The sequence below is a fragment of the Streptococcus pseudopneumoniae genome, assembly GCF_001072315.1.
GTDB classification, from domain to species: Bacteria; Bacillota; Bacilli; order Lactobacillales; family Streptococcaceae; genus Streptococcus; species Streptococcus pseudopneumoniae_R.
In genome coordinates this window covers 11,068-36,029 of sequence record NZ_JVLI01000156.1, presented here as the reverse complement: position 1 = coordinate 36,029, position 24,962 = coordinate 11,068, and the positions used below count along the sequence as shown (strand labels likewise).

Genomic DNA, 24,962 nt, shown 5'->3' with positions numbered 1-24,962 from the left:
GAAGTCAGCTCAAAACACTGTTTTGAGGTTGTGGATAGAACTGACGAAGTCAGTAACCATACCCATGGCAAGCCGACGCTGACGTGGTTTGAAGAAATTTTTGAAGAGTATCATTCACCATTTCACAACTAAATCGAAGACTTTCTGCCGTAATGAAAACACCTGAAACAGCTTGGTTTCAGCTGTCCGGAAACTTTAAGACTTAGGTTCAAAGTTTAGGTATGGAACTTCGAAGGAGGTCGCTACCGTCCGTCATTACTTAGGAAAGTCTTAAAAAATCTATAAAGTAAAAAGAGCCCGACAGCTCTTTTTGTTTATACTCAATGAAAATCAAAAAGCAAACTAGGAAACTAGCCACGGGCTGCTCAAAACACTGTTTTGAGGTTGTAGATACGACTCACATATATACGGCAAGCCGACGCTGACGTGGTTTGAAGAGATTTTCAAAGAGTATTATTCTCCATCAAAGGCATCTTTAATATGATCAAAGAAGCCTTTTTTCTTTGGATTTACTTTCAAGTCACCAGCAGCCGCGAATTCTTTCAAGGCTACTTTTTGGCGGTCGTTCAAGCCTGTCGGTGTTACGACATTAACAGTAACGTATTGGTCACCAACTGCACCGCCACGAAGGCTCGGTGCCCCCTTACTACGTAGGCGGAATTTCTTACCAGTCTGAGTTCCCTCTGGAATAACCAATTCAACATCACCGTGAACAGTTGGAATATCTACTGTATCACCAAGAGCCGCTTGGACAAAGTTGAGGTTGAGATTGTAGAAGATAGTCGTTCCTTCACGTTCAAACTTGTCGCTAGCTTCTACAGAAACTACTACATACAAGTCACCATAAGGTCCACCGTTAAAGCCTGCTTCACCTTGACCAGCGAGGCGAATTTGTTGACCTGTTTCCACACCAGCAGGGATTTTCACATGTACGCTATGAGCTTGTTTCTCATGACCTGTTCCATGACAGGTTGTACATGGATATTTGATTTCTTTTCCTCGACCGTGACAGACATCACAGGTTACTTGGCGACGCATCATACCAAGAGGAGTCTGCGTATCGACGTTAATGACACCAGCGCCATGACAGCGTCCACAAGTGACTGGACTTGTCCCTGGCTTAGCACCAGAGCCATTACATGTACGACAGCCAGCTTCACGATGATACTTAACTTCCTTCTCAGTTCCGAAGATAGCTTCTTCAAATGTCAAATTGACACGATACTGGAGATCATCTCCTTGGCGAGGAGCGTTTGGATTGCGCGAAGAACCGCCTCCGCCGAAGAAACTTGAGAAAATATCCTCAAAACCACCGAAGCCACCTGCCCCATTGAAACCACCGAAACCACCAGCTCCACCAAAACCACCATTGGCGCCTGCAGCACCATACTGGTCATAGGCAGCACGTTTTTGGTCGTCACTCAAAGTCTCATAGGCTTCTTGAACTTCCTTGTACTTGTCCTCAGCACCAGGCTCCTTGTTGATATCTGGGTGATATTTTTTGGAAAGCTTACGATAAGCCTTTTTGATCTCGTCTGCCGAAGCGTTTTTTGACACCCCCAGACGATCATAAAATTCAGTATTGTTCATACAAGATACCAAGACCGTAAAATTCGACTGAAAAATAGGAAATCTGACGCTGGAGCGACGCTCCTAGACAGATTTCTCTTTTTTCCGAGAATTTAGGTCGGGTTCAATTCCTTTCTTTTATATTGATGAGATAATACTCCAGCCACTCGGCCCTATCCCTTTTTACCGAAAAACAGAGGCTGGGTTGCAACCTCTGTGGTTAGATTATTCATTTGAAATAAAAATGGTTGTATTATCTCTAGTAGTAATCTTCAAAGACCTTTTAGCTAAATCAAACTCAAATTTATTATAGTGTGGGTCTTGTGTTTTATATAGGTGTAACTCCTGACATATATGATCCGAAAAGTAAATCATAACATCTTTAAACACAGAAGTGTAGTCATATTTACTCTTACCAACAGCTACTTCTGTAAATTCTTTATAAATGACATTTCCATTTCTTTCCACAGTCACCAGCATTTCTGTTGGATTATAATCCAAATTAAATAATTCTTCAAAAAACTTTATCTTTTCATGATAATCTGCAATGTCAGAAAGATTATTTTTATTAACACTCATAACACTAGCCCCTTATTTTTCCGTAAACTCTCCGTCTACGACGTCATCGCCTGCGTTTCCTGTTGCTTGTGCGCCTTCTGCTCCTTCTTGATCTTGTTGCGCTGCTGCGGCTTGTTCGTAGAGTTTAACAGCAAGTCCTTGAGCTTTTTCGTTCAATGCTTCAAGTTTTGCTTTCATGTCGTCCAAGTTGTTGTCTTCTTGAGCTTTCTTAAGGTCATCAAGGGCAGCTTGGGCAGCGTCACGTTCTGCGTCGAAGCCTTTACCTTCAGTTTCCTTGATTGTCTTTTCAGTCGCAAAGATTACTTGGTCCACTTCATTACGAAGGTCTACTTCTTCTTTACGTTTCTTATCGGATTCAGCGTTTGCTTCTGCATCTTTCATCATGCGGTCGATTTCTTCGTCAGTCAAACCTGAGTTCGATTGGATGACAATAGTTTGTTCTTTTTGAGTTCCAAGGTCTTTGGCCTTAACAGACACGATACCGTTCTTGTCGATGTCAAATGTTACTTCGATTTGAGGAATTCCACGAGGTGCAGCTGGGATATCAGTCAATTGGAAGCGTCCAAGAGTCTTGTTATCTGCTGCCATTGGGCGTTCACCTTGAAGAACGTGGATATCAACGGCTGGTTGGTTGTCTGCTGCTGTTGAGAAGACTTGTGATTTAGATGTTGGGATTGTAGTGTTGCGATCGATAAGTTTTGTAAATACTCCACCCATTGTTTCGATACCAAGTGACAATGGCGTTACATCAAGAAGGACAACGTCCTTGACATCACCAGTAATCACACCACCTTGGATAGCCGCACCCATAGCAACTACTTCATCAGGGTTTACTGATTTGTTTGGTTCTTTACCAGTTTCAGCTTTAACAGCTTCAACAACGGCAGGGATACGAGTTGAACCACCAACAAGGATAACTTCGTCGATTTCTGACAAGCTCAAACCTGCATCTGAAAGGGCTTGACGAACTGGAACTTTTGTACGTTCAACAAGGTCACGAGTCAAATCGTCAAATTTCGCACGAGTCAAAGTCATTTCCAAGTGAAGAGGTCCAGCCTCACCTGCAGTGATAAATGGCAAGCTGATTTGTGTTGAAGTTACACCAGAAAGGTCTTTCTTCGCTTTTTCAGCCGCATCTTTCAAACGTTGCATTGCCATCTTGTCAGTAGACAAGTCGATACCGTTTTCTTTCTTGAATTCTGCTACCAAGTGGTCAATGATTTTTTGGTCAAAGTCGTCACCACCAAGTTTGTTGTCCCCTGCAGTTGACAATACGTCGAAGACACCGTCACCCAATTCAAGGATAGAGACGTCGAATGTACCACCACCAAGGTCAAATACCAAGATTTTTTCTTCTTTATCAGTCTTGTCCAAGCCGTAAGCAAGAGCGGCTGCAGTTGGTTCGTTGACGATACGTTCTACTTCAAGACCAGCAATTTTACCAGCGTCTTTTGTGGCTTGACGTTGAGCATCATTAAAGTAAGCTGGAACTGTGATAACTGCTTTAGTAACTTTTTCACCAAGGTAGTCTTCAGCGTAGCCTTTCAAGTATTGAAGAATCATAGCTGAGATTTCTTGTGGAGTGTATTCTTTTCCATTAGCAGAAACTTTTTCAGAAGTTCCCATCTTAGATTTGATAGAGATGACTGTATCTGGATTTGTGACTGCTTGGCGTTTTGCAGCATCACCAACGATGATTTCGCCGTTTTTGAATGATACTACAGATGGAGTTGTACGGTTTCCTTCTGGGTTTGCGATGATTTTGCTTTCAGTTCCTTCAAGAACTGCAACTGCTGAGTTTGTTGTACCTAAGTCAATACCGATAATTTTAGACATGTGTTTTTCTCCTTGTTAGTTAATTTTCTATTTTTGATATTTCCCTTAAGTGGTGGGGACGTGAGCAACTCCCTTCGGGATTTCATCACTTATTTTTGAGCCTATTGTCTCAAAAATTCCCTGTTTCAGTAGCTTTTGCTACTGAAACTTTCACCACAGTGGGAAATATCTTCCTTGCAAGCCTCCGGCTTGCCTCTTATCTTTCTTCATAGTTTATTGTCGTTTCGGACAAGAGAATTTACCCTTTCTCTGCTTTGGCAATTCCTCTTGTTCTAATGTATGCATTGTGCCCGCAATGAGGACAAAATAACCATTCATCATCACTATCAGGAGAATCATCCATAAACACAGAGACATTCACAATACCCGTGCATTCATCACAGATATTCTTACCTTGATAATAACGTTGTGCAGTTTTACGATATTCGTCATTCTGTTTCTTATTTTTTTCAAAAATATCTAACATATCTTTCCTCCTTAGTTATACACCACTACCATGGCTGGGCGTAGGATGCGGTCATGGAGTTTGTAGCCTTTTTGGAAGACTTGGGCGATGGTATCTGCTGGGTGTTCATCGTCTGCTGGGAGAGTTTGGATGGCCATATGGTAGTTATGGTCAAATTCACCGTCAGCTACGATTTCTTCGATTCCTTCTTCTTTCAAAGCGTGAATCAAGCTTTCTTGCACCATCTCCAATCCTTTTTTAACGTCGTCTGTCAAACCTTCAACTGCGAGTGCACGCTCAAGGTTGTCGAGCGATGGTAAGATTGCTTTTGCCAAGTCTTGGCTACGATAACGTTGCAAGTTTTGACGCTCTTCATTGGCACGGCGTTGGATATTTTGCATTTCTGCATGAGCACGAAGGTATTTGTTTTCGAACTCATCTGCACGTTCATTTGCCAAGTCCAACTCAGACTTCTCAGGAGTTGCTTCTTCTACCGTTTCCACAACTTCCTCTTCTTGGACTTCTTCTACTTCTTCATTTTTTATATCTTGGGCCATTTTCGCCTCCTTTAATGATTTCAATCTTAATGTACTTCGTAATGATTACTGCTGAGGTATCGGTAAAAATCTGTCAACTTCATGGTCAAAACACGGTTGACCACATTGACTTGGTTGATTAGCTGTTGGTAATCCAGATTGACTGGACCGATAATGGCTAGAATTCCAACTCCCCGATAAGGAATGAGGAACTTACTACTAATCACCGCTAGATCTGCTAAACAAGATTCTTGACTGTCCGCAACTCGGACATTTTGCATCTGATCCTCATGCAGCCCCTCACGAATCTCCAGAGCCACCTTTTGCGGTTGATCAAAGAACTGATAAGCTGCCAGATTGGCAAAATTCAAGAGATTAACCTTGCCCGCCACCACAATGTTTTCGTTGAACATTTCCTTAAAGATATGCTCAAAGAGATCGATGACATTGTCCGTTGTTGTAAAGTAACGCTGGATAATCTGCGGAATCTCCGTCCGAATCTTGTAGTGAATATCTAGAACGGTGTGGCCGAGGAAACGTTCCTGAATGATGCTCTTCAGTTTCAGCAAATCCTCCTGCAAGAAATTCCTTGGAATTAGAAACTGACTAGTAACCGTTCGCGACTCGTCTAGTGTGAATACCGCCAAGGCTGTATGTTGCCCCAAAACAACAATATCAAAGGCTGTCAACCGTTGCCTGCTGGGCTCAACATCTAGTGCTACTACCGTACAGCCACTCAAGTCTGTTAGTAGATTAGCAGCCTCTTGCAGAATATCCTCCAATTTGAAGAATTCCTGATCAAAGGCTTTGACAATCTCATATACCTCATTTTCAGCCAGTCGGTCAAAATCCAGTGAGTGTTTTACATAGTACTGAAAACCAGCAACACTTGGCATCCTACCACTTGAAGTATGAGCCTTTTCAAGCAAACCTTGCTTTTCTAGAGCTGCCATATCATTACGAATAGTTGCACTGCTAGAGTTAATAGACTCTTGCAAGGCTTTGGATCCGACAGGTTCGTGCGTTTTGGTAAAGATGTCAATAATCAGATTTAAAATATCCTGCTGACGCTCTGTAACCATCTCATCACCCCTCTCTGTCCGACCGATTAGCACTCGATGCACTCAAGTGCTAACTTATGATTCTATTATACACCCTTAAAAGAGAATGTCAAGACAAAAACTCAAAAAATTAGCACTCTTTTATCAAGAGTGCTAAAAATCAGTCTAAAGACCTAGAAAATCATTTTACAATCTTAAAATACTTCTTTCTAAGTCTGAAAAAACCAAGAATTAGATAAGAAATCATAAAGGCATATAGAACAAAAATGACAAAGAAAGGTTGCGACAGTTCTTCTCGAAACAAACTCATACAAACAACCAAACCACCTAAGAAAGTAGCTGCACATGAACGAAATCTATATCGCATAACTTCCCATCTAATCCCCTTACTCATATAGACTTGATCCTCTGGAAGTAAATTAGAAGATGATTTACGAAGAATTGAACAAAAACCTGTTTCTATCAATTCCCAACCTCTATTTCGAAAATCTTGCAGTTCATGCTTATATTTTTTAAGAAATCTAGAATCATAGATACGGTAGATGATATCTTCTGGTTGACATTGGTCAAAATAGAAAAAAACAAAACGACTAGTCCTATACCTCCACCCTTTCAAATGCATCTCATGTAAATATTCTTCCTTCTTGTCCAAATCAACAATGGTGAAAATCCGAAATTGCTTTTTATTTATCATGACTCCCCCTCCAATTTTGAGCATACCTATCCCATCATAAATCTGATAATTCCTTCTTTTTATGCCATAACTTCCAGCCAATAGAAGAAACTATTAACAAAAGGATCAAAGATAAGAAAATATCTAGCCCGACCGCAAGTAAACTCCATAGACCATACGCATTACTTCTATTGAGCAATTTAAGTAAGAATGGTATATGTATGGCTAGCAAAAGTAAAACAGGTACTAATCGCAGTCTTAAAATACGATTAACCATAGCTAACTTCCCGGCCGCGTCATTATAAATTTCAAACTCGGCATCCGACTCAATTCCAGAATGAAGCTTTCTAAAGTAGGAAAAACCATTAAAGTCTGTAATATGCTCCCCGCCACAGTCTTTAAATAATTGTAAATAGGAGGCTCTATCGGATTTTCTCATGGGATAAAAGTCCAACTGATAAGACACCTGCTCCGGTTGGCACTTTTCAAAAGTATACTTAACCGCAACTACTAAGTTAGAATAGGTTACTTCTTTGAGTTTCCAGCCCTCAGCATGCATTTTTCTAAGATATAAAGCCTCCCTCTCATAATCCGCAATTGTAAAAAGTCGATAAACAATTTTCTCTTCCATCATCCTTCCTCCCGACTGTTTCTATATAGCCGTTCAATACGCTTCAATTCAATATCTAAGACTTTTTGTCCCAAATCTGTAATCTGATAGATTTTCCGTTTTTCCTCTTCGCGGACAAAGGAAATCAAGCCATCCTTTTCCATTTTTGACAAGGTTCCATACATAGTTCCAGGACTAATCGAAACTTGCGAATCTGTCATCTCCTTGACCTTTTGCGTAATACTATAACCATGACCTTCCTTTTGCAGACAGAACAAGATATAAAAGCCCGTTTCCGTCATTGGAAGATAAACTCGACGAATCTTATCCGTTAATTCCATTTGCATTCATCTCCTATTCAGTTCGATATATCGCATTTCGGTATATAAAATATATCACACCTCGATATAAAACACAAGAAAAAAAGATCACCCTCAGGCAATCTTTCTTCTATATTAGTAAAGGTCTAAATAATTATCAATTTCCCATTGTGAAACGAAAGTTGCATAACTTGCCCATTCAATTCGTTTTGCTTCAAGGAAACTAGTATAGATATGTTCTCCAAGAGCTGCTCTGACAACCTCATCTTCTGTCAAAGCTTTCAAGGCGTTGTGAAGAGTTGATGGAAGGTCTGTGATACCAGCTTCCTTACGCTCTTCTGCTGTCATGATGTAGATATTTTCTTCGATAGGAGCTGGTGCTTCGATTTTATTTTCAATACCATGCAAACCAACTTCCAAAAGAACAGCCATAGCGATGTATGGGTTCGCCATTGGATCCACTGAACGCAACTCAAGACGAGTTCCCATACCACGTGAAGCAGGCACGCGCACAAGTGGCGAACGGTTACGACCAGCCCAAGCAATGTAAACAGGTGCTTCATAACCTGGAACCAAACGTTTGTATGAGTTAACTGTTGGGTTCATGATGGCAGTATAGTTGTAGGCATGCTTAATCAATCCGCCAAGGAAATGGTAGGCCGTTTCTGACAACTGCATTCCTTTTGGATCATTTGGATCAAAGAAGGCATTGTTTCCTTCTGCATCAAACAAGGACATATTACAGTGCATACCTGATCCAGCAATACCAAATTTTGGTTTGGCCATAAAAGTTGCGTAAAGACCATGTTTGCGAGCAATAGTTTTAACAACGAGCTTAAAGATTTGAATCTTATCACAGGCACGGAGAACTTCATCGTACTTGAAGTCAATCTCATGTTGTCCAACCGCAACCTCGTGGTGACTCGCTTCTACTTCAAATCCCATTTTGGTCAAGACGTTGACAATCTCACGACGTGTATTGTCCGCAAGGTCAGTAGGTGCCAAATCAAAGTAGCCACCCTTGTCATTCACTTCAAGTGTTGGGTCTCCATTTTCATCCAACTTAAATAGGAAGAATTCTGGCTCCGGCCCAAGGTTGAAGGACTTGAATCCTACTTCTTCCATGTGATGAAGAGCACGCTTCAAATTGCCACGAGGGTCACCTGCAAATGGTTCACCTTCTGTTGTATAGACATCACAGATCAAACCTGCAACACTTCCATTTTCATCTCCCCACGGGAAGACTGTCCATGTATCCAAGTCAGGGTACAAGTACATATCCGACTCATTGATACGTACAAAACCTTCAATAGAAGATCCATCAAACATAGCCTTATTTGACAAGACTTTATCTAACTGTTCATCTGTAGCAGGAATTTCGACGTTTTTCATGGTTCCCAAAATATCTGAGAACATGAGACGGATAAAGGTAACATTTTTTTCCTTGACTTCACGACGAATATCTGCAGCTGTGATTGGCATGAGTTTTCTCCTTAATGTATGACTACTTGCGGTTGCCTAACCGCGACCAAAAGGTGATCGTACCGAAGCAAAGCGACCCTGTTGGAGGAGTTCATTGTGAAGTGCACGACGCACCTCAGTCTGACTCACCGCTTTCTTGGATTTCGCTTCACGTTCAGCATATTTTTTCTTAATGGCAGCGATATTATAACCTTCAGAGATATAATCTTTGATTTCAAGCAGACGATCCATGTCATTCAAGGAATACATGCGACGGTTCCCTTCGTTTCGATCAGGCTTAATCAACTCTTGATCTTCATAATAACGAATCTGACGCGCCGATAGATCGGTCAACTTCATAACACTGCCGATAGGAAAAACAGCCATATTTCGGCGAAATTCTTTTTCCTTCATTTACAATTTCCTTCTTTCTGTCTATTATAGTCTAAAAAAAGACAAACGTCAATTGATAATGTTATAAAATGTAACATTATTTTTCTTTTTTCTCTAAAAAGAGCCGAATACGATCAATATCGTAATTTACGAGAATTGCGACAAAAACTCCCATGAAAGTTTCTGATACACGCGCAAAAACGTACAAAATTGTTTCTCCGCTCGGAATCGATAGGGTAATAATTAACATAGCCGCTACACCACCAATAACACCTGCTTTGTTATTCATGGCTACATTTGTCATAATGGTTAACATGGTGCAGATTGGAACAACAACTAAGGTTACCCAAAAGGCTTCGTGAAAAAAACTATTTATTAGGAAGAAAACCAAGGCATAGAGGCCACCGATACTATTTCCTAGAATACGCGAAGTCCCAAAATGGACACTCTTATCAAAACTCTCCCTCAGGCTAAAAACGGCTGTCAAAGCACCAATTTGAAGACCTTTCCAACCAAAAAAGCCAAAAATCAAGAGAACTAGAAAAACAGCAATACCTGTTTTAAAGGTTCGCATACCAAGTTTGAACTGGGATCTATCGAATTTATATTTTTTAAAATAACTCATAATCTCAACTTTCTATTTCCATTTTATCATAAATCGGTGATTTTTATGAGTAATAGTTGAGAGGAAGCGTTTTTATTTTGAGCAAAAGAAAAGAGGAACTTTCATCCCTCTCTTCTTTGATTCATTATAAAATCTTATTTTTCTGTCAAAGCTGCAAGTCCTGGAAGAACTTTATACTCAATGAAAATCAAAGAGCAAACTAGAAAACTAGCTGCAGGCTGTACTTGAGTACGGCAAGGCAACGTTGACGTAGTTTGAAGAGATTTTCGAAGAGTATTACCTTCAAGAATCTCCATTGATGCCCCACCACCGCGTCACAAATACCTCCACTAACACAAAAAGGTGACATAGCCACCTTTTTGTTAACGTTTCAGTTTTGTTCCTTTTTCTACAAAATCAGGATTTTGTAGAGACTAACGGGCTGAAATTATTTTTCTGTAAGTGCAGCCAAACCTGGCAATACTTTACCTTCAAGAAGTTCCATTGAAGCACCTCCGCCCGTACTAATCCATGAGAATTTATCTGCACGGCCAAGGTTAATCGCTGCGGCAGCTGAGTCACCACCACCGATGATTGATTTAACGCCTGGTTGTTTCACGATAGCGTCCATCACACCGATTGTTCCAGCTTGGAAGTCTGGGTTTTCAAATACACCCATAGGTCCGTTCCATACAACTGTTTTGGCACCAGTCAAAGCTTCGTCAAATTTAGCGATAGATTTTGGACCGATGTCAAGACCAAGGAATCCTTCAGAAACTGCTTCACCTTCAGTGTCACGCACTTCAGTGTAGCCAGTAAAGGCGTTAGCTTCTTTTGAGTCAACTGGCAAGATCAATTTACCGTTTGCTTTTTCAAGAAGAGCTTTCGCAACATCCAATTTGTCTTCTTCTACAAGTGAGTTACCGATTTCGATACCTTGTGCTTTGTAGAATGTGTAAGTCATACCACCACCGATAAGGACTTTATCAGCTTTTTCAAGCAAGTTTTCGATAACACCGATCTTGTCTGAAACTTTTGAACCACCAAGAATGGCTACGAATGGACGCTCTGGAGTTTCAACTGCTTCTTGGATGTAGGCAATTTCGTTTTCAAGAAGGAAACCAGCAACTGCTTTTTCAACGTTTGCTGAGATACCAACGTTAGATGCGTGTGCACGGTGAGCTGTACCGAATGCATCGTTTACGAAGATACCATCTCCAAGTGATGCCCAGTATTTACCAAGTTCAGGATCGTTTTTAGATTCTTTTTTGCCGTCAACATCTTCGTAACGAGTGTTTTCAACCAAAAGAACTTGTCCATCTTCAAGAGCGTTGATAGCTGCTTCCAATTCAGCACCACGAGTGACACCTGGGAACACAACATCTTGACCAAGTTTTGCTGCCAAGTCTGCTACTACAGGAGCAAGTGATTTACCAGCTTTATCAGCTTCTTCTTTCACACGTCCAAGGTGAGAGAAAAGAATTGCACGTCCACCTTGTTCAATGATGTACTTAATAGTTGGAAGAGCTGCTGTGATACGGTTGTCGTTAGTGATTACGCCATCTTTCAATGGTACGTTGAAGTCAACACGAACGAGGACTTTTTTACCTTTCAAGTCAACGTCTTTAACAGTAAGTTTTGCCATGTTACAAAAACCCCTTTATTTATTTTATTCGAAACTATTATATCACACTTTGGAAATATAAGGAAAGATTTCACAAGATTTTTCGATATTTAATCTTCATGCCATGTTAGAGTGTATTATTTTTACTTTTTCTCACGAATTTTCTTTCTAAAATCTTAGCTTAACACTTGTTAGATTTACTTTTATCCTTTAAAATAGAATAGGAGAAATTCCGTTATTATTTTTCGGAGGAAAAAGAAATGTCCATTAATTGGCAGGAAATTTTATTTCACTTTTTAGGTGGTCTGGGACTATTCTTATATAGTATCAAGACCATGGGAGACGGTTTGCAACAAGCTGCTGGAGATCGCCTTCGTTTTTACATTGACAAGTACACTAGCAATCCGTTCTTCGGTGTGCTAGTTGGTATCGGTATGACGGCGCTAATTCAGTCAAGTTCTGGGGTCACAGTCATTACAGTGGGGCTAGTCAGCGCAGGACTTTTGACCTTGCGTCAAGCTATCGGTATTGTCATGGGTGCCAATATTGGAACTACCGTTACATCCTTTATCATCGGTTTTAAGCTAGGAGATTACGCCTTACCAATGCTTTTCATCGGAGCGATTTGTCTCTTCTTCACCAAGAATCGCTCTATCAATAACATCGGACGTATCATTTTTGGTGTAGGTGGTATCTTCTTCGCTCTCAATCTTATGAGCGGTGCAATGGAACCTCTAAAAGACCTGCAAGTCTTTAGAGACTATATGGTTGAACTAAGTAAGAGTCCTATTCTAGGTGTCTTTGTCGGAACTGGACTAACCCTACTCATTCAAGCTTCTTCCGCAACTATCGGTATCCTACAGAATCTTTACGCAAGTGGTTTGATTGATCTACAAGGTGCCCTACCAGTCTTGTTTGGTGATAATATCGGAACGACCATTACAGCTATTATTGCTTCTCTTGGAGCCAATATCGCTGCCAAACGTGTTGCTGGTGCCCATGTCGCCTTTAACGTGATTGGTACGGTTATCTGTATTGTCTTCCTTGTACCTTTCACTGGCTTGATTCAATGGTTTGAATCTACACTCAATCTGGCTCCAGAAATGACCATTGCCTTCGCCCACGGAACCTTTAATATCACAAATACTATTATCCAATTTCCATTCATCGGAGCCTTGGCCTACTTTGTAACCAAGCTCATCCCTGGTGAAGATGAAGTTGTCAAGTACGAGCCACTTTATCTTGATGAGCATTTGATTAAACAAGCTCCATCAATCGCTCTCGGAAATGCAAAGAAAGAACTCCTTCACTTGGGAAATTATGCTTCTAAAGCCTTTGACCTTTCATACAACTACATCATTGACCTTAATGAAAAGGTTGCTGAAAAAGGCCACAAGACAGAAGAAGCCATCAATACCATTGATGAAAAATTGACTCGTTACCTCATTACTCTTTCAAGTGAAGCTCTTAGCCAGAAAGAAAGTGAAGTGCTCACCAACATCCTGGATTCATCCCGTGATTTGGAACGGATTGGGGACCACGCAGAGGCCCTAATCAATCTGACTGACTACCTTCAACGTAAAAATGTTGAGTTTTCTGAAGCTGCTTTGCAGGAATTAGCTGATATCTATCAAAAAACCACTGACTTTATCAAGGATGCCCTTGATAGTGTAGAAAACAATGATATCGAAAAAGCTCAAAGTCTGATTGAACGCCATAAAGAAATCAACAATATGGAACGTGTTCTCAGAAAGACCCACATCAAACGCCTCAACAAGGGTGAGTGTTCAACGCAAGCTGGGGTCAACTTTATCGACATCATTTCCCACTATACACGTGTATCTGACCACGCTATGAATCTAGCTGAAAAGGTCATCGCTGAACAAATCTAAGAACCAAGAAGCTATCCTAAATAGGATGGCTTTTTCTTCTCCTTATCAAGAATTGCTTTTCTGTCATATAGAAAAATGCTTTGATTCACAATGGAATCAAAGCATTTTAAAGAGCTCCCCATACATAAGCGCAGAAGCTGCAGTTCCCCTGTACTTGGCTTCTTCTCTTTTGATAAAGCGAGCCAAGTTGAGCAACTCAGGTGCTGGATGTTTAGGATTTAGGAGCAATTCACGATTGACCAGGCCTGAGAGACGAACTGCCAGCAATTGCTCATTTGTAGTAGGCAGTTTTTTAGCAGTCTCTAGGAGAGCAGCAACTAAATCTTCACTCAAATCATGTCGAGCATGATTGTAAAGATCTTTTACAAGGCTTTCTAGGTTTGGTTCTACCATCCCTACCACCTCCCTTATGGTTTAATAATTTTTAATCAAATCAACTGTTGAACGATCCAATTTTTTCACCAAGGCTTGCAAGAAAGCTTGAGCTTCTAGGAAGTCATCCATTGCATAGAGGGTTTGGTGAGAGTGGATATAACGAGCGCAAACACCGATTGTTGTTGATGGGACACCACCATTTTTCAAATGAGCTGCGCCAGCGTCTGTTCCGCCTTTACCACAGTAGTATTGGTACTTGATACCAGCTTCTTCAGCAGTTGTCAAAAGGAAATCCTTCATCCCTGGAAGAAGCAAGTGACCTGGATCGTAGAAACGAATCAAGGTTCCATCCCCAATCTTACCTTGACCGCCATAAACATCACCAGCAGGTGAACAGTCAACTGCCAAAAAGACTTCTGGGTCAAACTTAGTTGTAGAAGTGTGAGCACCACGCAGACCAACCTCTTCTTGAACATTAGATCCCAAATATAGTTCATTCCCAAGTTTTTGACCTGACAAAGCTTCTGCCAACTCGCTCACCATAAGAACACCATAACGATTATCCCAAGCTTTTGAAATGATATTTTTTTCATTAGCTGTCAAGATTGCAGAGCTATCTGGTACGATGGTATCACCAGGACGGATGCCAAAACTTTCTGCCTCAGCCTTGTCCGCAAAACCGCCATCAAAGACGATATCTGCAATAGCAGGCATGGTTGGCCCGCCCTTACCACGAGTCAAATGTGGCGGGACAGAACCCGAAATCACAGGAATTTCACGACCGTCATGAGTCAGGAGTTTGAAACGTTGGCTGCTAACCACCATAGGATTCCAACCACCAATTTCTACCACACGGAAGGTACCGTCTGGCTTAATCTCACTAACCATAAAACCAACTTCATCCATATGAGAAGCGACCAAGATGCGCGGTGCATCTGCAACTTCTGAATGTTTAATTCCGAAAATACCACCCAAGCCATCTGTCACCACTTCATCCACATGCGGTGTCAACTTTTCACGAAGATAAGCACGGACAGGTGCTTCATGACCTGAGATAGCAGCAAGTTCTGTTACTTCTTTGATTTTTGAAAATAATGTTGTCATTTCAGTTCCTTCTTTCTTTCATCCATTTTACCACTTTTTATAGGAGAAGGATAGCGGGAAGGTGGATTGGGTTTTGCAAGTTTATCCTATAAAAGAGGGATTTAGCACTTGTTTCAGGAATTTTTCTTTCTTTTTTACATTAAATTGTCAGAAAATTTATTGACAGATTAAAGAAATCGTGTTACAGTAATATCCGCAGGTATCTTTCGGTACCAAATCTACATAAAAGGATGGGGTATGAAACTTTCTCATTATTTAATTGGCTTACTTCTACTCCTAGTCTTTCTCTCTATTAGCATTGGGACCAGTGATTTTTCATGGGGAAAGCTCTTTGCACTGGATCATGAAACTTGGCTTCTCTTTCAAGAGTCCCGTCTTCCAAGGACCATTAGCATTCTTCTGACTGCCTCTAGTATGAGTATGGCAGGACTTCTCATGCAGACTATCACTCAAAATCAGTTTGCTGCTCCAAGTACAGTTGGGACCACTGAAGCCGCCAAACTGGGAATGGTATTGAGCCTCTTTGTCTTTCCGTCGGCTAGTCTGACCCAAAAGATGCTCTTCGCTTTTGTTTCATCCATCGTATTTACTCTCTTCTTCCTAGCCTTTATGACCATTTTTACCGTAAAGGAAAGGTGGATGTTGCCTCTGATTGGAATCATCTATAGCGGGATTATCGGTTCTGTGACAGAAGTTATCGCCTACCGTTTCAATCTGGTTCAGAGTATGACAGCTTGGACCCAGGGCTCCTTCTCCATGATTCAGACCCATCAGTATGAGTGGCTCTTCTTAGGCCTCATTATCCTGATAGCCGTTTGGAAATTATCCCAAACCTTCACCATCATGAATCTAGGAAAAGAAACTAGCGAAAGTTTGGGGATTTCCTACTCCCTACTTGAAAAACAGGCCCTCTTTCTGGTGGCGCTAACGACAAGTGTCACCATGATTACCGTGGGTGGCTTACCATTTCTCGGAGTTATTGTTCCCAATCTTGTTCGTAAGCACTATGGAGATAATTTGAGTCAAACCAAACTCATGGTCGCACTGGTTGGGGCCAATCTAGTTCTGGCCTGCGATATCCTCTCTCGAGTCTTGATTCGACCCTATGAGTTGTCTGTCAGTCTTCTACTAGGAATCATTGGTAGCCTCGTCTTTATCCTACTTCTCTGGAGAGGGGGACGAAAAGATGCAGTTTAAAAGCAAACATACCAAACTCTTCTGCCTTCTCATTATCCTCGCCATCGGAGCTTGCCTTCTCTACTTTTGGCCCATTACTCACTTGTCAGCCTTTTCTTGGAAGCTGCGTTCCCAAAAGATCATCGTTTATCTCTTGGTAGCTATCGCGACAGGGATTTCGACCATTAGTTTTCAAACACTGACGGAAAATCGTTTCCTGACGCCAAGTATTTTAGGAATCGAATCCTTCTACGTCCTACTGCAAACTCTACTACTGGTTTTTGAAAGTAAGTTTCTTCAACTCGGGAAGTCTCCTATCTTAGAATTCCTAGTTTTGCTTCTGCTTCAATCCCTCTTCTTTCTTGCCTTACAAGGCTACTTGAAGACACTGATGAAGCAAGACCTTGTCTTCATTCTGTTGATCTGTCTAGCCCTCGGAAGTCTCTTTCGAAATATCAGTACCTTCCTCCAAGTCCTGATGGATCCAAATGAATACGATAAACTGCAAAACAGTCTCTTTGCTTCCTTTCAACATCTCAACACTTCCATCCTAGCCATCGGTTCTCTAATCATCCTCGCTTTGACAATCTTTTTCTTTCAAAAAGCAGTCATTCTCGATGTCTTGCACCTGCAAAGAGAAACTGCTCAGATATTGGGGCTCAATGTTGAAAAAGAACAGAGAGAACTCCTCTGGGGTATCGTGCTTTTGACTTCAACGGCTACTGCCTTGGTAGGTCCTATGGCCTTCTTCGGCTTTATGCTAGCCAACCTCACCTACCTAATTGTCAAAGACTATCGGCACAAGTTACTCTTTATCGTAGCCATTCTGGTTGGATTTATTAGCTTAACCTTGGGGCAAGCCTTGATTGAACGAGTCTTTGCGCTGGAAATTCGCATCAGCATGATCATCGAAAGTGTAGGAGGTCTCCTATTCTTTATCTTACTATACAGGAGGGCGCGTCAGTGAAACTGGAAAACATTAACAAATCCATTCAAAAACAGGATATTTTGCAAGACATTTCACTTGAAATCAGTCCTCAGAAACTGACAGCCTTCATTGGTCCAAATGGTGCTGGAAAATCGACTCTCCTCTCCATCATGAGCAGACTGACCAAGAAAGATCAGGGAATTCTCAGTATCAAAGGCCGTGAAATCGAGAGCTGGAATTCGCAAGAACTGGCTCAAGAACTGACTATCCTAAAACAGAAAATCAATTACCAAGCCAAATTGACTGTTGAAGAACTGGTCAGCTTTGGACGTTTTCCCTACAGCCGAGGTCGACTGAGACCAGAAGATTGGGAAAAAATCCGAGAAACTCTGGACTATTTAGGACTGACCAACTTAAAAGACCGCTACATCGATAGCCTGTCTGGAGGCCAGCTCCAGCGGGTCTTTATCGCTATGGTACTGGCCCAGGATACAGACTTTATCTTGCTGGACGAACCGCTCAACAATCTCGACATCAAACAAAGCGTCAGCATGATGCAGATTCTCAAGCGACTGGTGGAGGAACTCGGCAAGACCATTATCATCGTCCTCCACGATATCAACATGGCCAGTCAGTATGCAGATGAAATTGTCGCCTTCAAGGACGGTCAAGTCTTTAGCAAGGGAACAACCAATCAAATCATGCAGGCTGACCTACTCAGTCAACTTTATGAGATTCCCATCACGCTGGCTGATATCAATGGCAAAAAAATCTGCATCTATAGCTAGCAACATAGAAGCTCAAGTTAGAGAACCTTCAGTCTCTTAGTCAATAAGACCAAGAGATTCCCTAAATCGTTATCACATTTTAAAAAGGAGAAATCATGAAAACATCCCTTAAATTTTATCTCACTGCCCTAGCGGCCAGCTTCTTGCTCCTACTTGGTGCATGTAGTACAAACTCAAGCACTAGTAAGACGGAGTCAAGTAGCTCTGCTCCAACAGAGGTAACCATTAAAAGTTCACTAGGTGTAGTCACACTTTCAAAAGTCCCTGAAAAGATTGTGACCTTTGACCTCGGTGCTGCGGATACTATTCGCGCTTTAGGTTTTGAAAAGAATATCGTCGGAATGCCTACAAAAACTGTTCCGACTTATCTTAAAGACCTAGCTGGAAAAGTTAAAAATGTTGGTTCTATGGTTGAGCCAGACCTAGAAGCCCTTGCTGCTCTTGAACCAGACCTAATTATCGCTTCACCACGTACCCAAAAATTCGTAGATAAGTTCAACGAAATCGCTCCGACTGTTCTCTTCCAAGCAAGCAAGGACGACTACTGGACTTCAACTAAAACTAACATTGAATCCTTAGCAGGCGCCTTTGGGGAAACAGGTACACAGAAATCCAAGGAAGAATTGGCTAAGCTAGACAAGAGCATCCAAGAAGTCGCTACTAAAAACGAAAGTTCTGACAAAAAAGCCCTTGCTATCCTCCTCAACGAAGGAAAAATGGCTGCCTTTGGTGCCCAATCTCGTTTCTCTTTCTTGTACCAAACCTTGAAATTCAAGCCAACTGATACTCAATTTGAAGATTCTCGCCACGGACAAGAAGTCAGTTTTGAAAGTGTCAAAGAAATCAATCCTGACATCCTCTTTGTCATCAACCGCACCCTTGCCATCGGTGGGGACAACTCTAGCAACGACGGTGTCCTAGAAAATGCCCTTATCGCTGAAACACCTGCCGCTAAAAATGGTAAGATTATCCAACTAACACCAGACCTCTGGTATCTAAGCGGAGGCGGACTTGAATCAACCAAACTCATGATTGAAGACTCACAAAAAGCCTTGAAATAAGCTACTTTAAACTCAATAATATCTTTACATGATAAAACGCATCCTATCAAGCTCACTCAAACCTGATAGGATGCGTTTTTATCATTTCACTAAAATATTTTTACCTAGCCTCATTTTTCTTCTTGATTCCGTTTAAGGGAAAAATGGTCTGGGACGGGGTCCTTACCTGTTTTCGACCAGGGATGGCAACGTAAAATCCGAGCCAAGCCCATCAAGACACCCTTGAAGCCATGTTTTTCAATAGCCTGAATCATATAGTTTGAACAGGTAGGCTCAAAACGACAAGAGGGTGGAAAGGCTGGGGAGATAAACCGTTGGTAAAAGCGAACAGGCGCTATTAAGATTCGGTTCATTATTTCTTAGTTACAGCCATGGTGTGTAGTTGACTGATTTCTTTTTTATTAAGACGACGGGATTCTCCTGGACGGAGTCCTGTCAAGTCTAGATGTCCAAAACGGGTTCGTGACAACTTGTCCACTTGAAGACCGACAGCTTCAAACATCTTTTTAACCTGATGGTTACGCCCTTCATGGATGGTCAACTGCACTACAGAGCGGTTTTTGACTGGATCCACTTTGAGAATCTCATAGACAGCTGGCTTGGTTTTCTTGCCATCAATCTCAAGTCCACGGGCCAAGGGACGAAGATTGTCCTTATTGGCCACACCTTTAACACGCGCGACATAAACCTTGTCAATCTCATTACGAGGGTGAATCATTTCATCCGTAAAATCCCCGTCATTGGTCAAAATCAAGACACCTGATGTGTCCCAGTCTAAACGACCTACAGGGTAGATGCGCTCTTTGACATTGGGCAAGAGGTCGACAACCGTCTTGCGGCCCTTGTCATCTGTCACACTGGAAATGACACCGCGTGGTTTGTTAAGCAGATAGTAGACCTTTTCTTCGTTGTAGATAGGTTGACCTTCCACTTCAACCTTATCGCCTGACTTGATGGTCGTTGCTAGTTCACGTACCACTTGGCCGTTAACCGTCACCAAGCCTTGCTTGATCAGCTCTTCTGCTTTTCTCCTACTGGCCACACCTGCGTGGGCAATATACTTATTGATTCTCATCTTCTTCTATCCTTTCACCAAATAATTGGCTTTCTTGGGCTTGAATCTCAAGCTCATCAATCACAGGTAATTCTTCTAAATGGTTTATCCCCATGTAATCTAGGAAATAATCCGTTGTCACATAGAGGTTGGGACGTCCCAACACTTCTTTTTTTCCGTCTTCCTTTATCAGGTCAAAAGCCTGCAACTTTGCCAAGGCCCCACTCGAGTTGACACCACGGATGGCATCAATTTCTATCCGTGTAATCGGCTGTTTATAGGCAATGATGGACAAGGTCTCAAGGGCAGCCCGAGATAAACTCTGGTTGATAGGTGCCTTTGAGTATTCTTTCAAAACCGCTGCAAATTGAGGCTTGGTCACCAATCTATAAGCCCCACCAGTCTCAATCAGAGCCAAACTGGAATCTGGATCCTTTTCATACTTCTGGGCTAATTTTTCTAAACTCTGTTGGATGCCTGTCGGTGGCAGAGAGAGGAGTTCAGCTAACTGGCGGACTCTAATCCCATCTTCACCCGCTACAAACAAGAGCGCTTCTATTTTTGCTAAAGTACTCATCTTTCCTCTCTATCAAGTCTAGCTTTGAGCCACTTGACTTTCTTCCTTCTTTTCCATGAGATAAATATCTCCGAAACTTTCCTCTTGCACAAGAATCAGCTCCTGGGTTTTGATTAACTCCAAGGTTGCCAAAAAGAGGGTAATGATCTCTTGGACATTCTGGGCTTCCTTGAACAAATCCTGCAAGCGCAATTGATCTCGTCCAGTCAAGGACTCTTTCACGATAACCATCATGTCCTCAATCTTATACTCATCCCGCAAGATAGTCGTGTGATTCTGTGCAAACTCCTCTTTTTTCTTGGCTAGGATATTTGAAAAAGCTAAAAAGAGGTCAATGGTCGTCTTGTCATGCACAAGCTCCGCATCTTCGTAAATCAACTCTGTCGGCGCTTTGGAATAGTGCTGGGCCCGTTCTTGGTGCTTGGCTTCCAAGTGCTCCCCCAAGAGCTTGAACTTGCGGTATTCTTCGATTTGGGAGAGAAGATCCTGCTCTAGGTCATCTTCCAAATCTGTCACTTCTGCTACCTTTGGCAAGAGCTTGCGACTCTTGATCAGCATGAGCTGACTGGCCATGACCATATACTCTCCCGTCACTTCCAGACGCATGGCCTGCAGGGTTGAGACATAGGCTAGATACTGTTCAATGACTTCCGTAATGGGTACATCGTAGATATCCATCTGGTACTTAGAAACCAGGTGCAAGAGCAAGTCCAGAGGCCCTTCAAAATCTTTTAATTTAATATCCATTATCTATATTTTTCTAAGGTCAGGACTGTTTTTAATCCTAATTTTTTTGCAATTTCGTACAAATCGACCTTGTTTCCTATTTGTCTTAGAATGAACTGTTCCCGCAAGGCTTGAGCGGATAAGGTTGAAAAACCTTTCTCCTTGACAAAGGATTCTAGCTGACGAAAGGCCCACTGACGAGAATAGGCTTTCCCATTCTTTTCAAAGAGATAAGTCTGCTCCATCAAGGGTTCCAACTCTGACAGCAAGGTCGTAGGAATAGTGACAATCCTCTGTTGGGAAGCCTTCTTGATTCGCAATACCTGAAAATCCAGATTGATGTCCGCAACCTTGAGAGCCAAAATCTCACTCGGCAAGAGCCCCATTTCCAAGATAAGAAGAGCCAGTAAACGGCCCTCTGGAACGTCGCTTCCCTGCCAAAAAGAGTCTAGGTCTAAGAGTTCCGGCTTTTCGGTCTTCTTCTCAGCTTGTTTAGCTAATTCTAAACGGTAAAAGCTATCCACTTCTCCTTTTTGATAGAGAAAGTAGAGAAATTGGTTACAGGCCGAAATCTTTCGCTTCTGGGCGCTAATTTTTAGATTGACTAGCTGGGCTTGGTAAATCTTGAGACTGGTCTCCGAAATCCGCTCGCCCACTACGTCTAAAAATTGCTCCAAATCATACTTATAGGACTGCTTGGAATTAGCAGATAAACCCTGCTTTTCCTCTAAAAAGGCTGAAATCCTGTCTCTCATTTGCATCGAATCTCATATTCCTTACTAAAGTCATGCAAGAGGGCATTGACTGCCTTGAGGATAGACTTGCGCGTGATGATTCCTTGGAAAATCCCTGCCGCATCCACAACCGGCAAGAAGGACTCATCTACCAGCTTGTGCAAGACCTCTGTAATGGTAAAATCAGGCGAAACGACCGCTACGTCCGTTTTGGTCATATGAACAATGTCCGTATCCGCCATGATTTCTTGGCTCAAGTCATGCTCCATCTGATAAGCCATAATATCTCTGAGCCCAATCGTCCCAACAAACTGTTTTTCATCTGTCACAACGGGAACACGGGTATAGGTTATCTGACTGAGCAAAAGGGTCGCGTGATCTGCATTGTGAGTGTCAATCAACACGGCCAGATTTTCAGCAGGAGTCAAAAAAGTTTCCTCCTGCCCCAACAAGAAATCTTCAAACTCCTTAGCAATCATCTACTAAACTCCTTGGACAAGCCCGGATACACCTCATGGTCTCGTGTCAAAAAGTCGACTTTGAAGTAACTATCATCAATCTCCACACGGGCATAGAGGCATTCTCTAATGTTTCCACGCGGTTGACTAATAGAACCTGGATTTAAAAAGAGAGTTTTTCCTTCAATCCAAGCATTTGGAACATGCAAGTGCCCATAAAGGCAGATATCGGCCTCTTCTTCCTGAGCCCAGTAGTCCAACTTTTGAAAATTGAAATTAATGTCAAACAAGTGACCATGAGTTTGGATAATCTTGGTCAAACCAAGCTCAGTCACCAAACGTTCTGGGTAGCCGGCGTAGAAGTCCATGTTCCCTTTAACAACACGGATACCTTCCCAAAGGGGAGAATCAGGACGCAGTTCAGAATCGCCGTTATGAAAAACAGCATCAACTTTGCCCACATAGCGATCACGGATTTCTTCCACAATCAAGCTATCGCCATGGGAATCGCTCATTACAATGATGGTTTGCTTTGCCATGATGGAAATACCTCCAAAAGTTTCTTAACGGCTAAGGCACGGTGAGATTGGCTATTTTTTTCTTCAAGGGTTAATTCAGCTGAGGACTTGCCTGTCTCCCCTACAAGGAAGAGAGGATCATAGCCAAAGCCATTTTCACCCTTAGGTTCAAAGTTAATGTAGCCTGGCCAGTCTGCTTCAACAACCAAGCTTTCCTTGTTTGGACTGGCTACGACTAGGGTTGTGTGGAACTGAGCCGAACGATCCTTGAGTTCAAAGACCATGGCCAATTCGTGCAAGAGTTTGGCATTGTTTTCACGGTCAGTTGCTCCTACTCCTGCGAACCGAGCTGACCAGACACCTGGCAAGCCACCAAGGACATCGACTTTGAGACCCGAGTCATCTGCCAAAACCATCTTGCCCGTTAATTGGGAAATAGTTTCTGCCTTGAGACGGGCATTTTCTTCGAAGGTCATGCCTGTTTCTGCTACTTCAGGCAGGTCAGGATAGTCATTGAGATTTTCCACATCGTAGCCTAGTTTGTCAAAGATCGCTCGGAATTCCTTGGTCTTGCCCTCGTTTCGAGTCGCAATCAATAAGGTTTCTCTAACTTTGCTTGTCTCAAAGAAATCATGAACATTGACCCCTTCTTTAGGCAATTCCACATGCAGGAGTTGCCCATTTTCAACCAAGAGTAAAGCCCCCTGACGTTGGATGACTTCCACATTTCGTCCCATTTCTTGGTTGAGGATATCTACCACAAAAGACAATAAACGGTAGCGAGAACCATAGCGTAAAACAGTAACAGAAACAGGAAAACCTCGATCCTCATCTCGAAATCTTTGGGCAAACTCCAATAGAGGAAAATCCAAGTCATCATCCGTCAACGTCCGGACGCCACCAAAAATACCATAGGACCCGACATACCAGTCCTGTTCATCCTTATATTCATAAATTTTATTTGTCATAATTCTACATGCTCCACATGAATCTCTTTTTCCAGCCATTCTTCACCAATTTGTGCAAAACTTTGGCTGCTGGCTGTTGTGTAAAAACAGTGATGGAGTGGTCCAGCATCGCGACCACGATTGATTTCAAAATAATTGAGTAAGACTGAGATGTCCCGTACGCACTCTGCTCCACTATCGATGAGCTGAACCTTTGGTCCCATGACATTTTGAATAATAGGTCTGAGGAGTGGATAGTGGGTACATCCTAAGATTAAACTGTCCACCTTACCAACCAAGGGACGCAGGGTTTCATAGACCACTTTCTTGGTGACACTGGTTGACAGTGCCCCCGACTCCACCAAAGGAGCAAACTTGGGACAGGCCAAACTCTCCACCTGTAAGTCCGGATCCAAATCATGGATTTTCTGACGGTAGATGTCTGATTGGACTGTCATGGGCGTTCCAATCACTCCGATTTTCCCACCTTGACTGGACTTGATGGCTGCCGAAGCTCCTGGCAAAATCACACCTAGGACAGGAATATCTAGTTGAGCCTTGACTTCTTCCCAGACGACCGCAGTCGCAGTATTACAAGCAATGACAATCATCTTGACATCCTTGGTCAAGAGAAAGTTAACCAACTGCCAAGTATATTCACGAATTTGCTCAGCAGGACGGGGACCATAGGGCGCCCGCGCCGAATCTCCAATATAGACGATTTCTTCATGGGGAAGCTGGCGCATGAGCTCGCGCACAACCGTCAAACCCCCGACACCCGAATCCAAAAAACCAATTGGTCGATTATCCATACAGTCTTCTTTCTAGTCTTTTTTCTGATTGATAGTTCATTATGATTACCGTTCCGTATGAACTGAATAATGACAGCCTAATCAATAACCATCTCTCTTAA

General features: G+C 42.2%; 30 protein-coding genes. 5 read left to right on the top strand and 25 right to left on the bottom strand.

Annotated features, from left to right (window positions below; all coding sequences use genetic code 11):
• Window positions 1–453: 453 nt before the first annotated feature.
• The 14 genes from dnaJ to ADH54_RS08540 form a co-directional block, all read right to left on the bottom strand.
• Complete coding sequence (gene dnaJ, locus ADH54_RS08600; RefSeq protein ID WP_001066295.1) at window positions 454–1,590, bottom strand: molecular chaperone DnaJ; 1,137 nt, start codon at window positions 1,588–1,590, stop codon at window positions 454–456.
• A 204-nt stretch (window positions 1,591–1,794) separates the two neighbouring features.
• Window positions 1,795–2,148 (bottom strand): hypothetical protein, encoded by a 354-nt coding sequence (locus ADH54_RS08595; RefSeq protein ID WP_000115730.1) that lies wholly within the window; start codon window positions 2,146–2,148, stop codon window positions 1,795–1,797.
• 12 nt (window positions 2,149–2,160) lie between these two features.
• On the bottom strand, window positions 2,161–3,984 hold the full coding sequence (gene dnaK, locus ADH54_RS08590; protein WP_049524786.1) for a molecular chaperone DnaK: 1,824 nt from the start codon (window positions 3,982–3,984) through the stop codon (window positions 2,161–2,163).
• Between the two features lie 238 nt (window positions 3,985–4,222).
• Window positions 4,223–4,450 carry a hypothetical protein gene (locus ADH54_RS08585; RefSeq protein ID WP_049524785.1) on the bottom strand — a complete coding sequence of 76 codons (228 nt, stop codon included), beginning with the start codon at window positions 4,448–4,450 and terminating at the stop codon, window positions 4,223–4,225.
• An 11-nt stretch (window positions 4,451–4,461) separates the two neighbouring features.
• Window positions 4,462–4,986, bottom strand: coding sequence for a nucleotide exchange factor GrpE (grpE, locus tag ADH54_RS08580; protein ID WP_049524784.1), 525 nt, complete (start codon window positions 4,984–4,986; stop codon window positions 4,462–4,464).
• Between the two features lie 26 nt (window positions 4,987–5,012).
• On the bottom strand, window positions 5,013–6,047 hold the full coding sequence (gene hrcA / locus ADH54_RS08575; RefSeq protein ID WP_004261010.1) for a heat-inducible transcriptional repressor HrcA: 1,035 nt from the start codon (window positions 6,045–6,047) through the stop codon (window positions 5,013–5,015).
• 160 nt (window positions 6,048–6,207) lie between these two features.
• A complete protein-coding gene (locus tag ADH54_RS08570; RefSeq protein WP_049524783.1) occupies window positions 6,208–6,720 on the bottom strand; it encodes a DUF2812 domain-containing protein in 513 nt (170 codons plus the stop codon).
• A 34-nt stretch (window positions 6,721–6,754) separates the two neighbouring features.
• Window positions 6,755–7,330, bottom strand: a complete 576-nt coding sequence (locus ADH54_RS08565) for a DUF2812 domain-containing protein (RefSeq protein WP_049524781.1) — start codon at window positions 7,328–7,330, stop codon at window positions 6,755–6,757.
• Entirely contained in the window at window positions 7,330–7,650 is a 321-nt protein-coding gene (locus tag ADH54_RS08560) for a PadR family transcriptional regulator (protein ID WP_049524789.1), read from the bottom strand. Before ADH54_RS08560 ends, ADH54_RS08565 begins: the two co-directional genes overlap by 1 nt.
• A gap of 114 nt (window positions 7,651–7,764) precedes the next feature.
• The gene (glnA, locus tag ADH54_RS08555; RefSeq protein WP_033676218.1) at window positions 7,765–9,111 is read right to left on the bottom strand and encodes a type I glutamate--ammonia ligase; all 1,347 of its coding nucleotides are present in this window, start codon (window positions 9,109–9,111) and stop codon (window positions 7,765–7,767) included.
• 36 nt (window positions 9,112–9,147) lie between these two features.
• Window positions 9,148–9,504, bottom strand: a complete 357-nt coding sequence (gene glnR / locus ADH54_RS08550) for a transcriptional repressor GlnR (RefSeq protein ID WP_000659548.1) — start codon at window positions 9,502–9,504, stop codon at window positions 9,148–9,150.
• A 76-nt stretch (window positions 9,505–9,580) separates the two neighbouring features.
• Window positions 9,581–10,108 (bottom strand): FUSC family protein, encoded by a 528-nt coding sequence (locus tag ADH54_RS08545; RefSeq protein ID WP_049524780.1) that lies wholly within the window; start codon window positions 10,106–10,108, stop codon window positions 9,581–9,583.
• Window positions 10,109–10,242: 134 nt separating this feature from the next.
• Window positions 10,243–10,404: a hypothetical protein gene (locus ADH54_RS12075; protein WP_161800820.1), complete on the bottom strand. Its 162-nt coding sequence runs from the start codon at window positions 10,402–10,404 to the stop codon at window positions 10,243–10,245.
• Window positions 10,405–10,535: 131 nt separating this feature from the next.
• Window positions 10,536–11,732: a phosphoglycerate kinase gene (locus ADH54_RS08540; protein ID WP_049524779.1), complete on the bottom strand. Its 1,197-nt coding sequence runs from the start codon at window positions 11,730–11,732 to the stop codon at window positions 10,536–10,538.
• A 239-nt stretch (window positions 11,733–11,971) separates the two neighbouring features.
• On the opposite strand from ADH54_RS08540, the gene ADH54_RS08535 reads away from it, so the two are divergent.
• Entirely contained in the window at window positions 11,972–13,603 is a 1,632-nt protein-coding gene (locus ADH54_RS08535) for a Na/Pi cotransporter family protein (RefSeq protein ID WP_049524778.1), read from the top strand.
• A gap of 96 nt (window positions 13,604–13,699) precedes the next feature.
• Here the strand turns inward: ADH54_RS08535 and ADH54_RS08530 are convergent, their stop codons facing one another.
• Both ADH54_RS08530 and pepA read right to left on the bottom strand, forming a co-directional pair.
• On the bottom strand, window positions 13,700–13,996 hold the full coding sequence (locus ADH54_RS08530) for a bacteriocin immunity protein (RefSeq protein WP_004260989.1): 297 nt from the start codon (window positions 13,994–13,996) through the stop codon (window positions 13,700–13,702).
• 21 nt (window positions 13,997–14,017) lie between these two features.
• Window positions 14,018–15,082, bottom strand: coding sequence for a glutamyl aminopeptidase (gene pepA / locus ADH54_RS08525; RefSeq protein WP_049524776.1), 1,065 nt, complete (start codon window positions 15,080–15,082; stop codon window positions 14,018–14,020).
• A gap of 237 nt (window positions 15,083–15,319) precedes the next feature.
• Here pepA and ADH54_RS08520 point away from each other — a divergent pair, with 237 nt between their 5' ends.
• The 4 genes from ADH54_RS08520 to ADH54_RS08505 all read left to right on the top strand — a co-directional run bounded on the left by ADH54_RS08520 (window position 15,320) and on the right by ADH54_RS08505 (window position 19,035).
• On the top strand, window positions 15,320–16,279 hold the full coding sequence (locus tag ADH54_RS08520; protein ID WP_049524775.1) for an ABC transporter permease: 960 nt from the start codon (window positions 15,320–15,322) through the stop codon (window positions 16,277–16,279).
• Complete coding sequence (locus ADH54_RS08515; RefSeq protein WP_045605589.1) at window positions 16,269–17,225, top strand: iron chelate uptake ABC transporter family permease subunit; 957 nt, start codon at window positions 16,269–16,271, stop codon at window positions 17,223–17,225. Before ADH54_RS08520 ends, ADH54_RS08515 begins: the two co-directional genes overlap by 11 nt.
• Complete coding sequence (locus ADH54_RS08510) at window positions 17,222–17,974, top strand: ABC transporter ATP-binding protein (RefSeq protein ID WP_049524774.1); 753 nt, start codon at window positions 17,222–17,224, stop codon at window positions 17,972–17,974. The genes ADH54_RS08515 and ADH54_RS08510 overlap by 4 nt, the downstream gene beginning before the upstream one ends.
• A 95-nt stretch (window positions 17,975–18,069) precedes the next feature.
• Window positions 18,070–19,035 carry a siderophore ABC transporter substrate-binding protein gene (locus ADH54_RS08505; protein WP_049524773.1) on the top strand — a complete coding sequence of 322 codons (966 nt, stop codon included), beginning with the start codon at window positions 18,070–18,072 and terminating at the stop codon, window positions 19,033–19,035.
• 110 nt (window positions 19,036–19,145) lie between these two features.
• Here the strand turns inward: ADH54_RS08505 and yidD are convergent, their stop codons facing one another.
• From yidD to racE, 9 genes are read right to left on the bottom strand one after another with little or no spacing between them, the layout of a single operon-like run.
• On the bottom strand, window positions 19,146–19,388 hold the full coding sequence (gene yidD, locus ADH54_RS08500) for a membrane protein insertion efficiency factor YidD (protein ID WP_049524772.1): 243 nt from the start codon (window positions 19,386–19,388) through the stop codon (window positions 19,146–19,148).
• Entirely contained in the window at window positions 19,388–20,110 is a 723-nt protein-coding gene (locus tag ADH54_RS08495) for a pseudouridine synthase (protein WP_001222221.1), read from the bottom strand. The genes yidD and ADH54_RS08495 overlap by 1 nt, the downstream gene beginning before the upstream one ends.
• The gene (gene scpB / locus ADH54_RS08490) at window positions 20,097–20,666 is read right to left on the bottom strand and encodes an SMC-Scp complex subunit ScpB (protein WP_000105301.1); all 570 of its coding nucleotides are present in this window, start codon (window positions 20,664–20,666) and stop codon (window positions 20,097–20,099) included. Before scpB ends, ADH54_RS08495 begins: the two co-directional genes overlap by 14 nt.
• 18 nt (window positions 20,667–20,684) lie before the next feature.
• Window positions 20,685–21,413 (bottom strand): segregation/condensation protein A, encoded by a 729-nt coding sequence (locus ADH54_RS08485; protein WP_049524771.1) that lies wholly within the window; start codon window positions 21,411–21,413, stop codon window positions 20,685–20,687.
• Window positions 21,413–22,147, bottom strand: coding sequence for a site-specific tyrosine recombinase XerD (gene xerD, locus ADH54_RS08480; protein ID WP_342666614.1), 735 nt, complete (start codon window positions 22,145–22,147; stop codon window positions 21,413–21,415). The genes ADH54_RS08485 and xerD overlap by 1 nt, the downstream gene beginning before the upstream one ends.
• Window positions 22,144–22,605 (bottom strand): cyclic-di-AMP-binding protein CbpB, encoded by a 462-nt coding sequence (cbpB, locus tag ADH54_RS08475; RefSeq protein WP_049524769.1) that lies wholly within the window; start codon window positions 22,603–22,605, stop codon window positions 22,144–22,146. The genes xerD and cbpB overlap by 4 nt, the downstream gene beginning before the upstream one ends.
• Window positions 22,602–23,123 (bottom strand): metallophosphoesterase, encoded by a 522-nt coding sequence (locus tag ADH54_RS08470; RefSeq protein WP_049524768.1) that lies wholly within the window; start codon window positions 23,121–23,123, stop codon window positions 22,602–22,604. The genes cbpB and ADH54_RS08470 overlap by 4 nt, the downstream gene beginning before the upstream one ends.
• Window positions 23,099–24,070 (bottom strand): nucleoside-triphosphate diphosphatase, encoded by a 972-nt coding sequence (locus ADH54_RS08465; RefSeq protein WP_049524767.1) that lies wholly within the window; start codon window positions 24,068–24,070, stop codon window positions 23,099–23,101. Before ADH54_RS08465 ends, ADH54_RS08470 begins: the two co-directional genes overlap by 25 nt.
• Window positions 24,067–24,861 (bottom strand): glutamate racemase, encoded by a 795-nt coding sequence (gene racE, locus ADH54_RS08460; protein WP_049524766.1) that lies wholly within the window; start codon window positions 24,859–24,861, stop codon window positions 24,067–24,069. Before racE ends, ADH54_RS08465 begins: the two co-directional genes overlap by 4 nt.
• Window positions 24,862–24,962: the final 101 nt, after the last annotated feature.